We start from the raw sequence: 12,876 nt of genomic DNA on the forward strand, positions 1-12,876 counted from the left end.
CTCGGTCGTCTCGAACGGTTCGTCGGCTGAGTCTACGTAGTGACGGGTGACACGCGTACGGCGATGCCCGCAGTCGTGTCGTCGATCGTGTCCACCTGCCAGCCGAAGGCGAAGCAGATCGCCGCCACGGCGACGCCGGCCGGGGTGTCGGCAAGGACGTGCGCACTGGCGTCGTCCTCGCTGGGGACGACCTCCCGGACACCGGGAGCTTGGACCAGGGCCGCGGCGAGGTCCTCGGGAGCGGCCGGCGCGCCGAACGGCGCGCGGTCGCCCGGCTGCCCGGCCAGCGCCCGGACGACGGCCTCGCGGGCGCCGTACCCGAACATGTCGGAGGTGTCGTCGCGCACCAGCGCCCGGGCGCCCGGGCCGTGCTCGCCCGGCGGGAGGACCAGGTCCGCGCGCCCACGGAGTACGGCGACCGGCCGGCCGTGCAGCTTGCCCTGCACCAGCTCCGCGGCACCGGCGAGCTCGTCGGCCACGGCCGGCCGGGTGACCGCCAGCTCGTTGCCGTGCGCGTCGACCCGGCCCACGAAGTCCTCCAGCGGGGTGATCCCGGCGGCGCCGATCGCCATGTCGGTCTGGCCCTCGCGCCAGGCCCGCCCGGCGGTGTCGGTGACGATCACCGCGACGTTGGCCCCGGTGAGGTGGCGCAGCCGCTCGCGCAGCGACCGGGCCGAGGCATCGGGGTCGACCGGCAGCAGCACCACCGTCCCGGAGGCCACGTTGGAGGCGTCGATGCCGGCGGCCGCCATCGTCAGCCCGTGGTGGGTGCGCACGATCAGCACCGGGCCGCGACGGGCCACCACCCGCGCGGTCTCGCCGGCCACCGCGTCCTCGCGGGGGCCGGGCCGGACCCGGCCCTCGGCCTTGGCGACGACCTTGCTCGTCACCGCGACCACGTCGCCGTCGCGCAGCTCGGTGTGCTTGGCCACCAGCCCGGCGAGGTCGGCGCCGGCGGAGATCTCCGGCAGGCCGTCGGGGGCGAAGGCCTGCAGGCGCGCCTCGGTCACGAGACCAGGTCCACGGCCGCGGAGGCCATCGCGGCCGTCACCGCGGGCGAGGTCATCATCAGCGGCACCGCCGCGGCCCTGATGCCGGCGGCGGCGAGTGCCGGCAGGTGATGGGCGTCGCGCTCGTCGACCAGCCAGCCGTCGAGCAGGCCGCCCGCGTCGCGTGCGCCGTAGTGCAGCCCGACGCCGGCGGCCGACACCTCCACGCCGATGGAGTCGAGGAGCTGGTGCGCCATGCCCCGCACGTGCGTGTCGCCGACGATGGGGGACAGGCCGACCACCCGGGCGCTGGTCGCGACCAGCGCGTCGCGGACGCCCGGCACGCCGAGGATGGTGCCGACCGACACGACCGGGTTGGACGGCGGCAGGACCACCAGGTCGGCGTCGGTGATGGCCTCCACGACGCCGGGAGCAGGTGACGACTCGTCGAGACCGACGACCACGACTGCCTCGGCCGGTACCTGGGCCCGGAGCCGCACCCAGTACTCCTGGAAGTGCACGACCCGGCGTCCGCTCGGGCTCTCGGGGTCGGCGATCGCGATGTGGGTCTCGACCCGGTCGTCGCTCATCGGCAGCAGCCGCACCCCGGGCTGCCAGCGCTTGCACAGCGCCTCGGTGACCTCCGAGAGCGAGTAGCCCGCCTCCAGCATCTGCGTGCGCACCAGGTGGGTGGCCAGGTCGCGGTCGCCGAGACCGAACCACGTGTTCTCGACGCCGTACGCCTCGAGCTCGTCCTTGATGCTCCAGGTCTCGTCGCGGCGCCCCCAGCCCCGCTCGGTGTCGAGCCCGTCGCCGAGGGTGTACATCACGGTGTCGAGGTCGGGGCAGACCTTGAGCCCGTGGATCCACAGGTCGTCGGCGGTGTTGGACACCACGGTGACCTCCGCTGCCGGCGCCCCCGGAGCAGGCGAGGACGTGGAGAGCTGCGGCAGGGTGCCGGTGTCGAGCGCGTGTCGCAGGCCGCGGAGAAAGGTCGCTCCGCCGAAGCCCCCCGACAGCACGGTGATCTTCTGCATGCGCACACTGTGCCGGACAACCCGCACGGACTAGTTCATCGGGACCAGAGGCTATAGCAGATCCGGGCTTGACTTCCGGGGTACGACAGGCATGTAATTCCAGCAGTGTTCTTCCAGCAGGGGGCTGGCACTGCCAGGCGGTCCGGTAGGTCGGTCTGGGACACGTAGGGTCGAGAGGGCGAGGGCCGATGCGAGAACTGTTTCTCCTTGATTCCGACGCCGAAGAGATGGGTTGGCAGGACCGCGCGCTGTGCGCGCAGACCGATCCTGAGGCGTTCTTTCCTGAGAAGGGCGGATCGACGCGCGAGGCCAAGAAGGTGTGCCTCACGTGCGATGTCCGCGATGACTGTCTTGAGTACGCACTGATGAACGACGAGCGCTTCGGCATCTGGGGCGGTCTCTCCGAGCGCGAGCGTCGCAAGCTGAAGAAGCGCGCCGTCTGACGGCGGTGCGGCGTCCATCGGGGTCGGATCGGCCCGCTTCCGGCTGATTCGGCCCTTGCTGGAGCGGTGGCTAGGCTGCCCCGGTGATCGTCACCGCCGTCCTCGTCAGCCATGACGGGGCCCGCTGGCTGCCGGCGGTGATCGACGGGTTGCGCGCCCAGGAGCGCCCGGTCGACCGCGTGGTCGCGATCGACACGGGCAGCAAGGACGCCAGCGCGACCCTGCTCGCCGACGCCCTCGGCGACGACGCCGTGCACGTGGTCTCCGGCGCCACCACCTGGCCCCAGGCAGTCGCCCTCGCACTCGACCAGGCGCCGCCCCTCGACGACGAGTGGCTGTGGTTCCTGCACGACGACGCCAACCCCGCCCCCGGTGCGCTCGCCGCCCTGCTCGACGTCGCGACCATGCGTCCCGCCGCCGCGATCCTCGGCCCCAAGCTGCGCGAGTGGCCCTCGCTGCGCCGGCTCCTCGAGCTCGGCGTCACCATCTCCGGCACCGGTCGGCGGGAGACCGGCCTCGAGCGCGGCGAGTACGACCAGGGCCAGCACGACGAGGTCCGTGAGGCGCTCGCGGTCAACACCGCCGGCATGCTCGTCCGCCGACGCGTGCTCGAGGAGCTCGGCGGCTTCGACGCCGACCTGCCGATCTTCGGCAACGACATCGACTTCGGGTGGCGTGCCGCCGAAGCCGGGCACACCACGCTCGTGGTGCCCCAGGCGGTGGTCTTCCACGCCGAGGCGGCGCACCGCGGCGTACGCCGCACCCCGCTCACCGGACGGCACACCCACTACCAGGAGCGCCGTGCCGCGCTCTTCACGCTGCTGGCCAACGCGCCGAGTCGGCGGCTCCCGTGGCAGGTGGTCCGGCTGTTCTTCGGGACCCTGCTGCGCGTCCTGGGCTTCCTCGTCGTGCGCTCGGTAGGGGAGGCGCTCGACGAGCTCGCGGCCCTGGTCTCGGTTTACTCCCGGCCTCGGCACCTGGTCTCCGCCCGGCGGTCGCGAGCCGTTCGTCGCACCGGTGAGCCGGCCGATGTGCGCGCGCTGCTGGCCCCGGCCTGGGTGCCCTACCGGCACGGTCTCGACTTCCTCAGCGATCTCGCGAGCGCGGTCACCAACCAGGCACAGGACGTCGCCGAGCGCCGGCGCGCCGCCAAGCTGGCTGACTCCGGGGGGACGGCGCAGGGCGTCGCGCGCGTCGACGCCCGCCCCGCCGAGTCCCGTCGCCACTCCGGGGCCGACGAGGACGATGAGCTGCTCGCCGACTCCGGGTTCGTCGCCAGGTTCTTCACCAACCCGGTCGCGCTGACGATGACCCTGGTGGTGGTGCTCGCCCTGGTGGCCGCCCGGGTCGCCTTCGGCTCCGTGGTCGGCGGCGGGCTCGCCCCCGTGCCGGAGTCCCTCACCGACTGGTGGCGGCTGCACGTCGAGGCGTGGCACCCGCTCGGCACCGGCACCGGCGTGCCGGCCCCGGCGTACCTCCTCCCCTTCGTGGTCGTCGGCGCCTTCATCGGCGGTCCGGGTGCGGTTGTCTCGGCCCTGATGCTGCTGGCCGTGCCGTGCGCGCTCTGGGGAGCGTGGCGCCTGCTCAAGGTCGCCGGCCACCTGGTCGACGCGCGCGGTGTGCCGCGCTGGCTGCTGGTCTGGGGCTCGGTGACCTATGCCCTGGTCCCCGCGACGTCGGGTGCGTGGGGGGAGGGCCGGTTCGGCAGCGTCGCGGTCACCGCCCTGTTGCCCTGGCTGGCCCACGCGGCCCTCGGGTTCGCAGATCCCGAGCCCGACCGACGGTGGCGCGCCGCCTGGCGCACCGGGCTCCTGCTGGCGCTCGCGACCGCGTTCGTGCCGGAGGTGTGGCTGTTCGCCGTGCTGGCCGCGGTCATCGTGGTGGCTGCCGGCTTCGCGATCGCTCCGCGGCTCCTGCGCGACCGCTCGGCGTGGGCTCCGCCCGCCGTCGCGCTCGGCATCGTGCCCGTTCTCCTCGCGCCCTGGCTGCTGCCGCTCGTCACGACCGGCTCGGCCGCCGGGCTCCTGCTCGAGGCGGGCCGGCTGCCGGTGGCCAGCGTCGAGCACCTCGACCTCATCACCGGCCGGATGGGCGACCTGGGCGCGCCGTGGTGGCTGGGCGGCGTCGTGGGGGTGCTCGCCGTCCTCGCGCTGGTGCCCCGCGCCACCCGGGTGCCGGTGCTGGTGTGCTGGGTCGTCGCCCTGGCCGCCGCCCTGGTCGCCGCCGTCCTCGGCTTCGTCACCCTGCGACTCCCGGCGACGACGACCCCGCCCAGCCTGGGCTTCCTGGTCGTCGTGCTCCAGGGTCTCGCCGTGGTCGCCACCGTGCTCGGCGCCGACGCCTGGCTGCGTCGGCTCGAGCAGCACCACCCCCTCTGGCAGCGTGCGCTGGCCGCCGGTCTCGCCGTGGCCGCCGCCGTCGTCCCCCTCGGCGGGCTGGTGTGGTGGCTGACCGAGGCGCCCGACGACCTGGCGCGGGACAGCGAGGCGGTGGTGCCCGCCTACATGGAGCAGAGCTCGCTCACCGGCGACGAGCACGGCGTGCTGGTGGTGCGGGGCTCCGTCGACGACGGCCTCACCTACCGCGTGCGCCGCGGCGACGGCGTGACCCTGGGCGAGGACGAGATCCTCGCGCTGGCCGACGAGGACGCGGCCTTCTCCGCGGACGTCGCCGAGCTGGTGTCGCGGCCGACCTCGACATCGGTCACCGCGCTCGCCGCGGCGGGCATCGAGTACGTCGTCATGCCGGCACCTGCCGACGGGCGCGTCGCCTCCGGGCTCGACGCGACGTCGGGCCTCGTGCAGGCCAGCGCCGAGGACCGGCAGACGCGCGCCTGGCGGGTGGACCGGCCGCTCGACCCGGATGCGGTGTCAGGTCCGGGATCCGTGCTGCGCGTCGTACTCCTCATCGTGCAGGCCATCGCCATCGCCGTCGTCGCCGTGCTCGCCGGCCCGACCGTGCGGAGGCGGGAGTCGTGACCACCGACCCGCAGCCCCCCGCACCCGGCCGGCGTGCCTCGACCTCTGGCTCGCGGCGGCCAGGGCCGACGACCGTGCTGGCCGTGCTGGTGCCGCTCCTCACCGTCGGCGCCCTGGCGCTCGTGCAGCCCGAGGCCCAGCCCGACCTCACCCGTGCCCCCAGCAGCACGTCGCTGACGCGCGCCACCCTCGTCTGCCCGCCGGCCGGGCCGGGAGCCGGGGCGGTGGCCGCGGCGAGTGCCGATCCCGAGGCCGCCGGACAGCTCGTGCTCGGCGACGAGGAGGGCACCCTGGCCGTCAGGGCAGGCAAGGTGCCCGAGACCGACTCCGACGGGCCGCTCGTGATCCGCGGCGAGGACGACCTGGCGCCCGGGCTCGTGGCGGGTCGCGCGGGACCCACCGCGGCGACCACCTGCGTCGACCCCCAGCCGGAGGCCTGGTTCACCGGCATCGGAGCCGGCGCCGAGCACCGCTCGATCCTCGAGCTGGTCAACCCCGACGGCGGCCCGGCGGTCGCCGACATCACCGTCCTCGGGCCCGACGGCCCGCTCGACGTGCCCGACCTGCGCGGGCTCACGGTGCGCGGCCACCGGTCCGAGAGGGTCGAGCTCGCTGACGTCGTGCCCTCCCGTGACGACCTCACCCTGCACGTCCAGGTCACCCGCGGCCGGCTCGGCTCCTCGGTCCTGGACACCGTGGTCGACCTGGGCACCGACCGGGTCGCCCGCGACTGGCTGCCCGGCCAGGCCGAGCCCGCGACGGCGTCGTACCTCCTCGGGGTGGGCGCGGGCCAGGGTGAGCGCACCCTCGCGGTCGCCAACCCCGGCACCAGCGAGGCAAGGGTGAAGATCCGGCTCGTCGCGGCGCGCAGCGAGTTCGCGCCCACCGGGGTCGAGGAGCTGAGCGTCGCACCCGGCGCCACCGCCGTCGTCGACCTGACCGAGGTGCTGGCGGGCAAGTCCGCCCGTGACGCGCTCGGCGTCCGGATCGACGCGACCGGACCGGTGACCTCGAGCGTGCGCACCCTGGTCGACGGCGACATCGCGCGCGCGGTCCCCGGTGTGGAGCTGACCGGCCGGTCGGCTGCGGTCGTCCCGGCCGGCCCCAAGCGCCTCGTACTGGCGGGGATACCCAGGGTGGGAGAGGCCACCGTCCTCCTGCGTACGGCGTCCGGCAGGTCCCTGAAGCCGCGGACCGTCGACCTCGACGTCGGTGCCGCGGCGCGGGTGCGGCTGCCCGAGAAGGCCGCCTACGTCGAGGTGCAGCTCGACCGCACCAGCGCCGTAGGCGTCGTCGAGCTCGGGGCGCGCGGGCTGGCGGTGCTGCCGCTCGTGCCGCTGGTGCTCAGTGGCCAGGTCGCCGACGTGCGCCCGGCCCTGCAGTGAGCCAGGAGCTCCCCCGCGCGCTGTCGAGGGGTGACCTGGTTGCCCTGGTCTCGCCGGCCAGCTGGTCCTCCGAGGAGTGGATCGAGACGAGCACGGCCGTTCTGGAGTGTTGGGGCCTGCGCGTGCGCTGCGGTGTGCACGCTGACGACCGGCTCGGGTACCTCGCCGGGCGCGACGAAGACCGGCTCGCGGACCTCAACGCGGCCATCCGCGATCCGGAGGTGCGCGCCGTGATCACGCTGCGCGGTGGCTGCGGAAGCTCCCGGCTCCTCGCCGGCGTCGACGTCGACGCGCTCGCGAAGGACCCCAAGCCACTGGTCGGCTACAGCGACATCACGGCCCTGCATCGCCTGTGGCACATGGCCGGCGTGCCCTCCCTGCACGGCGCTGTGGCCGGGGAGCACGCGGAGATCGTCCGCGACATCCTGTACGGCGGAACACCGGCCCCGGTGAGGGCCGACCCGACGCAGTTCGGCGCCGAGCTCACCACCGGGGGCAGAGCCGTGGGCAAGCTCTTCGGGGGCAACCTGGAAATGCTGGCACGCAGCGTCGGGGTGCTGGACTTCGACATGCGCGGCCACGTCCTGCTGCTGGAGATCAACAAGCTGGCGGGTCTCGGTAACGTCGACCGGGCCCTGACCCAGCTCCTGATGTCGGGCGCCCTCGACGGCGTCGTCGGTGTCGCGCTCGGCTGGCTGACGGGCTTCGAGGACTACGAGGACAGGGGATGGACCATTCTCGATGTCCTGCGCGACCGCTTGGGCACGCTTGACGTACCCCTCCTCGCTGGTCTGCCCTTCGGGCACGACTCGAACCCGAGGGTCGCGCCTCTCAACGTGCCATGCACCCTCGACGCAGATGACGGCATTCTCACGCTCGCGGCTGCACTGAGGTAGGTCTCAGCGCGCGTAGCGCGGGTCGACGTCCTCGGCGTCCATGCCGAGCAGCTCGGCGACCTGCTCGACCACGACCGTCAGCACCAGCGCATGTAGCTCGTCCCGCGTCTCGCACCGGTGCTCGATGGGCCGCCGGAACAGCACCAGCCGGGTCGGCTGCCCACCCTGCCCGCGGATCAGCGACGACAGCGGCACCGTCTCGGCGCTCCAGTCGTCGGGCACGAGAGGGGTGTCCTCGACGGCGTACTCGACCAGCCCCAGCTGGCGTTGCCAGCGCTCGTCGATCTCGGTGACCACGTCCAGGGCCAGCGCGTCGAAGCGCTCCCGGGCGGTGCGCCGGGCGGGCGTGCCGAGTCGCCTCGGCAGGATGCCGGGACCGCGCATGCCGCGCCCGCGGCGGTCACGCGTCCGACGTACGGGCGCCTCGTCGAGGCTGCTCTCATCCACGCCGCGAGCCTAGTCCGGCGCGGTCTCCGTGAGGGGTAGCCTGCCCGCGTGAGCCTCGCCCGACGCTGTTCGCGGACCGCCTGTGGTCGTGCCGCGGTGTGCACGTTGACCTACGTGTACGCCGACCAGACCGCTGTCCTGGGCCCGCTCGCGACCTACGCCGAGCCGCATGCCTACGACCTGTGCGACCAGCACAGCGAGCGCCTGTCCGCGCCTCGTGGCTGGGAGGTGCTGCGGCTGGCGGCCGACACCTCGTCGCGCGGTCCCAGCGGTGACGACCTGCTCGCCCTGGCCGACGCCGTACGCGAGGCCGCCCGGCCGCCGGAGCCCGCGCCCACGATCCACCCGGCCGACGACCCGTCGCACGGCGTCAAGCGCGGTCACCTGCGCGTGCTCACCAGCGACTGACCCCTCGGCACCACGGTCCGGTCCCGGGCCTGGTGCCACTAGGCTGCGCGCATGGCCCCCGGCAGTCCCTCCAGCACCCTGGACCGCGCCAACCTCGACGCCATCTTCAAGGCGTACGACGTGCGCGGCACCGTCCCCGACCAGCTCGACGAGGCGCTCGCCCGTGCCACCGGGGCGGCCTTCGTGGCCGTGACCGGGGCCCGCGAGGTGGTCGTGGGCCACGACATGCGTCCCAGCTCGCCGGGCATGGCCGGCGCCTTCGCCGACGGCGCCACCTCGGCCGGTGCCGACGTGGTCCTCATCGGGCAGGCGTCGACCGACCAGCTCTACTTCGCCTCCGGACACCTCGACAGAGCGGGGGTGATGTTCACCGCGAGCCACAACCCGGCGCAGTACAACGGCATGAAGATGTGCCGCGCAGGCGCCCAGCCGATCGGGCTCGACACGGGGCTGGCCGAGATCCGCGACCTCGTCGCGTCCGGCACGACCCCGGCGGCCGCGGCCCCCGGCGAGATCTCCCACCACGACGTGCTCGCGGCGTACGCCGCCCATCTCCTGACGCTCGCGCCGGTCGAGGGCCGCCGGCTCAAGGTCGTCGTCGATGCCGGCAACGGGATGGCCGGGCTCACCGCCCCGGTGGTGTTCGAGCGGATGGGCGCCGACCAGGTCGAGCTCGTGCCGATGTACTTCGAGCTCGACGGCTCGTTCCCGAACCACGAGGCCAACCCGATCGAGGCGGCCAACGTCGCCGACCTCCAGCGGCGGGTCATCGCCGAGGGGGCCGACATCGGGCTCGCCTTCGACGGCGACGCCGACCGCTGCTTCCTCGTCGACGAGCGGGGCGAGATCGTCGCGCCGTCGACCCTCACGGGCCTGATCGCCGCGCGCGAGCTGGTCAAGGAGCCCGGCAGCACGATCATCCACAACCTGATCACCTCCCGCGCGGTGCCGGAGATCGTGACCGAGCTCGGCGGCAAGCCCGTGCGCACCCGCGTCGGGCACTCCTTCATCAAGGCCACCATGGCCGAGACCGGGGCCATCTTCGGGGGCGAGCACAGCGGGCACTTCTACTTCCGCGACTTCTGGCGCGCCGACTCCGGCATGCTCGCCGCGCTGCACGCGCTCGCGGCGCTGGCCGAGACCGACCAGCCGCTCTCTCAGCTGCTCGCGCAGTACTCCCGCTACCCGGCGAGCGGCGAGATCAACTCGACGGTGGCCGACCAGGCCGCCGTGCTCGCGGAGCTGGAGGAGACCTACGCCGGCGCCGACGGCGTCGCGGTCGACACGCTCGACGGGCTCACGGTGACCCACGACGACTGGTGGTTCAACGTGCGCGCCTCCAACACCGAGCCGCTGCTGCGGCTCAACGCCGAGGGCAAGGACGAGGCCACGATGGCCCGCGTCCGCGACGACGTACTCACCATCATCAGGAGTGACCGATGAACCTCGACCCCCAGCTGCTCGACATCATCCGCTGCCCCGCCTGCCGGTCCACCCTCACCCCGAAGGACGAGGAGCTGGTCTGCTCCGGCTGCGGCAACGCCTACCCGGTGCGCGACGACATCCCGGTGTTGTTGCTCGACGAGGCCCGCAAGCCCGCCTGAGCGGGACCGACATGGTGACCTGGTTCGACGAGGCCCGGCTCGACGACGAGGCGGCCCTGGCCGCGGCGGACGGTGCGCTGCGCCCGCTGGCGGAGGCGGGAGCGCGCGTCCGCCGGGAGGCGCACGACGCGCAGGAGGCGACCCGCGAGGCACTGTCCCGCAGCCGCGACCTGTCGCGCCCGCGTGCGGTGATCGCTGCCGGTCCGGACTCCCGGCTGCTCCGCGCCGTGCTCGAGCCCTGGTGCCCCGTGCCATTCGTGGCCTGGCCCGCGCCCGCCCTGCCCGGCTGGGCAGGGAGCCTCGACCTGGTCGTGGTGCTCGCACCCGGCGGGTCGGACGCCGGGTCCGCCGCTGCCGTCGCCGAGGCCGTACGCCGCGGCTGCCAGGTCGTGGTGGCCTGCCCGCCGAAGTCGCTGGTCGCCGAGCACGCCGCCGGCCGCGACGTCACCATCCTGCCGACCGTCACGGGCGACCAGCTGGCCACCGCGGTGGTGATGCTGGAGTTCCTCGAGCAGATCCACCTCGGCCCGCGCGCCGACGCAGAGGGGGTGGCGACCGCGCTCGACGACGTGGCCATCGCCTGCTCGCCGCACCGTGACCTCGCGGTCAACCCCGCCAAGATGCTGGCGATCGCCCTGGCCGACACCAACCCGATCGTCTGGGGCGGGTCGGTCCTCGCCGCCCGGGCCGCCAGGCGGGTGGCCGAGTCGATCCGGCGGGCCAGCGGCCGGTCGGCCATCGCCGGAGACATCGAGCACCTCCTCCCGGTGCTCGAGGCCACCCAGCAGCGCGACGTCTTCGCCGACCCGTTCGACGACGGACCCCGGGGAGACCTGCGGCCGCTGCTGCTGGTCCTCGAAGACGGGGACGAGGAGCCGGTGATCCGTGAGCAGCGCGGACGCCTGCTGGCCGCGGCGGCCTCGCGCGGCGTACGCGTCGAGACGGTCAGCACCGACGCCGACACCGAGCTCGCGCGGTACAGCTCGCTGCTCCTCAGCGGCACCTACGCCGCGGAGTACCTCCGCATCGGCCTGGTCGACGACTGAGCGCCGAGCCCGTTGGCGACACGCCCGAGGGTTTGATCCGGCGGCATCGGCTTGTCATGGTGGTGGGGTCCTGACCGCCATCGGAAGGAGAGCCCGTGCTCACCCTCACCGAGAACGCCAGCACGATCGTCCGCGACATCACCAGCCAGACCAGCCAGACCAACCAGTCAGGCGAGGCAGGTCTGCGCATCTCCATGGAGGAAGAGCCCGAGCCCGGCTTCGCGATCACCGCCGCACCGGCCCCCGAGCCGGGGGACGCCACGGTGGAGCAGGACGGCGCGACCGTCTATCTGGACGCCACCTGCGCCGAGCAGCTCGACGGGATGGTTCTCGACGCCAGCATCGACCCGAGCGGCAGCGTGCAGTTCGCGCTCGGGCAGCGGGCCTGACGCCGTACCGGCTCAGCGCAGCGCCAGCGACAGCGCCATCGACAGGGCGGCCGGGAGCGATCCCGGCCGCCCCGGTCGGTTGGCGGCCACCCCTTAGGGTGAGCGCGTGACCAAGCACAGCCACTGGGCGACCCGATGAGCGCCGGTCTGTTCGCACTCCTCGACGACGTCGCCGTGCTGGCCCGCCTCGCGGCCGCCTCGATCGACGACGTCGGCGCGGCGGCCGGCCGGGCGAGCGTGAAGGCAGCCGGCGTGGTGGTCGACGACACCGCGGTGACCCCGCAGTACGTCCACGGCGTCGCCGCCCAGCGTGAGCTGCCGATCATCAGGAAGATCGCCGTCGGCTCGCTCCGCAACAAGCTCCTGTTCATCCTTCCCGCGGCGCTGCTGCTCAGCCAGTTCCTGCCGTGGCTGCTCACGCCGATCCTGATGCTCGGCGGCACCTATCTCTGCTTCGAGGGCGCAGAGAAGATCTGGGAGAAGCTCAGCGGGCACGAGGAGCACGAGGAGCTCGCCACCGAGATCAGCCCCGAGGCCGAGAAGTCGATGGTGAGCGGCGCGATCCGCACCGACTTCATCCTCTCGGCCGAGATCATGGTGATCTCCCTCAACGAGGTGGCCGACGAGTCGTTCCTGCCGCGCGCCATCATCCTCGTCCTGGTGGCCTTCGGCATCACCGTCCTGGTCTACGGCGTGGTCGGCCTGATCGTGAAGATGGACGACATCGGCCTGCACCTCAGCCAGCGCAAGTCGGCAGGCACCAAGAAGATCGGACGCGCCCTGGTCGCGGGCATGCCCCGCCTGCTCACCGTCATCTCCGTCGTCGGCACCGTCGCCATGCTCTGGGTCGGTGGCCACATCCTGCTCGCGGGCACGGACGACCTCGGCTGGCACGGCCTCTACGACGTCGTCCACCACCTCGAGGAGGGGGCCCACGACGCCCTGCCCGCCATCGGCGCCGTCGTCGGCTGGCTCACCAACACCGCGGCCTCCGCCGTGATCGGCCTGGTCGTGGGCGCGGTGGTCGTGGCGATCATGCACGTCCTGCCCTTCGGGCCCGGACACGGCAAGGCTTCCGCCGACGAGGGGCACGACGAGAGTCACGACGACGCCGAGGCCGAGAACGGCCCCTCGGCAGCGCCACCGGCAGGGTAGCCTCGCACCATGCGTGACAGCCCGGCGTAGGTCCCAGCCTCCTCCCTGCCACCTGGGCGTGCGTTCACCGCGCACGTCCTGGCCTACTACGCCACGCGC

The 12,876-nt window shown here is 73.5% G+C and carries 13 protein-coding genes; 10 read left to right on the forward strand and 3 right to left on the reverse strand.

The window, feature by feature from the left end:
* Nucleotides 1-32 precede the first annotated feature (32 nt).
* Nucleotides 33-1,010 (reverse strand): coenzyme F420-0:L-glutamate ligase, encoded by a 978-nt coding sequence (cofE, locus tag ACP7BP_RS12005; protein ID WP_426244856.1) that lies wholly within the window; start codon nucleotides 1,008-1,010, stop codon nucleotides 33-35.
* Nucleotides 1,007-2,026, reverse strand: a complete 1,020-nt coding sequence (gene cofD / locus ACP7BP_RS12010) for a 2-phospho-L-lactate transferase (RefSeq protein WP_426244857.1) — start codon at nucleotides 2,024-2,026, stop codon at nucleotides 1,007-1,009. Before cofD ends, cofE begins: the two co-directional genes overlap by 4 nt.
* 188 nt (nucleotides 2,027-2,214) lie before the next feature.
* On the opposite strand from cofD, the gene ACP7BP_RS12015 reads away from it, so the two are divergent.
* The 4 genes from ACP7BP_RS12015 (at nucleotide 2,215) to ACP7BP_RS12030 (ending at nucleotide 7,728) form a co-directional block, all read left to right on the forward strand.
* Nucleotides 2,215-2,469 (forward strand): WhiB family transcriptional regulator, encoded by a 255-nt coding sequence (locus ACP7BP_RS12015; RefSeq protein WP_295662002.1) that lies wholly within the window; start codon nucleotides 2,215-2,217, stop codon nucleotides 2,467-2,469.
* Between the two features lie 83 nt (nucleotides 2,470-2,552).
* The gene (locus tag ACP7BP_RS12020) at nucleotides 2,553-5,447 is read left to right on the forward strand and encodes a glycosyltransferase family 2 protein (protein ID WP_426244858.1); all 2,895 of its coding nucleotides are present in this window, start codon (nucleotides 2,553-2,555) and stop codon (nucleotides 5,445-5,447) included.
* Nucleotides 5,444-6,832, forward strand: coding sequence for a DUF5719 family protein (locus tag ACP7BP_RS12025; protein WP_426244859.1), 1,389 nt, complete (start codon nucleotides 5,444-5,446; stop codon nucleotides 6,830-6,832). Before ACP7BP_RS12020 ends, ACP7BP_RS12025 begins: the two co-directional genes overlap by 4 nt.
* Nucleotides 6,829-7,728 (forward strand): S66 peptidase family protein, encoded by a 900-nt coding sequence (locus tag ACP7BP_RS12030; protein WP_426244860.1) that lies wholly within the window; start codon nucleotides 6,829-6,831, stop codon nucleotides 7,726-7,728. Before ACP7BP_RS12025 ends, ACP7BP_RS12030 begins: the two co-directional genes overlap by 4 nt.
* A 3-nt stretch (nucleotides 7,729-7,731) precedes the next feature.
* On the opposite strand, the gene ACP7BP_RS12035 is transcribed toward ACP7BP_RS12030, so the two are convergent.
* On the reverse strand, nucleotides 7,732-8,175 hold the full coding sequence (locus ACP7BP_RS12035) for a metallopeptidase family protein (protein WP_426244861.1): 444 nt from the start codon (nucleotides 8,173-8,175) through the stop codon (nucleotides 7,732-7,734).
* Between the two features lie 48 nt (nucleotides 8,176-8,223).
* Here ACP7BP_RS12035 and ACP7BP_RS12040 point away from each other — a divergent pair, with 48 nt between their 5' ends.
* From ACP7BP_RS12040 to ACP7BP_RS12065, 6 genes are all read left to right on the forward strand, one after another.
* Nucleotides 8,224-8,583, forward strand: a complete 360-nt coding sequence (locus ACP7BP_RS12040) for a DUF3499 domain-containing protein (RefSeq protein ID WP_426244862.1) — start codon at nucleotides 8,224-8,226, stop codon at nucleotides 8,581-8,583.
* 51 nt (nucleotides 8,584-8,634) lie between these two features.
* On the forward strand, nucleotides 8,635-10,026 hold the full coding sequence (locus tag ACP7BP_RS12045) for a phosphomannomutase/phosphoglucomutase (RefSeq protein WP_426244863.1): 1,392 nt from the start codon (nucleotides 8,635-8,637) through the stop codon (nucleotides 10,024-10,026).
* Nucleotides 10,023-10,187: a Trm112 family protein gene (locus tag ACP7BP_RS12050; protein WP_426244864.1), complete on the forward strand. Its 165-nt coding sequence runs from the start codon at nucleotides 10,023-10,025 to the stop codon at nucleotides 10,185-10,187. The genes ACP7BP_RS12045 and ACP7BP_RS12050 overlap by 4 nt, the downstream gene beginning before the upstream one ends.
* Before the next feature lie 11 nt (nucleotides 10,188-10,198).
* Nucleotides 10,199-11,233, forward strand: coding sequence for an SIS domain-containing protein (locus ACP7BP_RS12055; protein WP_426244865.1), 1,035 nt, complete (start codon nucleotides 10,199-10,201; stop codon nucleotides 11,231-11,233).
* Nucleotides 11,234-11,328: 95 nt separating this feature from the next.
* Nucleotides 11,329-11,622 carry a Fe-S cluster assembly protein HesB gene (locus ACP7BP_RS12060; protein WP_426244866.1) on the forward strand — a complete coding sequence of 98 codons (294 nt, stop codon included), beginning with the start codon at nucleotides 11,329-11,331 and terminating at the stop codon, nucleotides 11,620-11,622.
* Between the two features lie 135 nt (nucleotides 11,623-11,757).
* Entirely contained in the window at nucleotides 11,758-12,777 is a 1,020-nt protein-coding gene (locus ACP7BP_RS12065; RefSeq protein WP_426244867.1) for a DUF808 domain-containing protein, read from the forward strand.
* Nucleotides 12,778-12,876 lie beyond the last annotated feature (99 nt).

Source organism: Nocardioides sp. LHG3406-4 (assembly GCF_049897745.1).
In the GTDB taxonomy this organism is placed as follows: Bacteria; Actinomycetota; Actinomycetes; order Propionibacteriales; family Nocardioidaceae; genus Nocardioides.